At 30.4% G+C, this 355-nt stretch carries 1 protein-coding gene; it reads right to left on the bottom strand.

Annotated elements, in window-relative coordinates; genetic code table 11:
• Nucleotides 1-104: 104 nt before the first annotated feature.
• A partial coding sequence (locus AC6UD0_RS07390) for an SHOCT domain-containing protein (protein WP_500708708.1) occupies nt 105-355 on the bottom strand: 251 nt, incomplete at its 5' end.

The raw sequence follows: 355 nt of genomic DNA, 5'->3' as shown, positions 1-355 counted from the left end.
TCATTAAAATGCCTACAACTAATTTAGTTGTTTTCATATTTCTCACCACCTTATGTAGTACACCTTTTAACGTCGATAAGATTTTGGACGTAAGGTATATATACTTAAAGGTTTAACAATTGTTTCTTCTTTTGGTCGAACTCTTCTTGAGTGATAATGCCATCATCTAAAAGTGATTTGAATTTTCGTAATTCATCTGCGTTAGAAATAGACTGAACAACATTACCAGTTGGAGTTTTAGAATTATTAATTTCTTCGTTAATCTTTTTGGCCATAAACTCTACGTTGTTATTGTAGATATTTTTTATTCCAACTTCTGTTACTCCATTCATTAAAACAATTCTTCCAAGTGCCA

Source organism: Fructilactobacillus sp. X7R9C1, from assembly GCF_059901005.1.
This window is presented reverse-complemented; position numbering and strand designations above follow the sequence as displayed.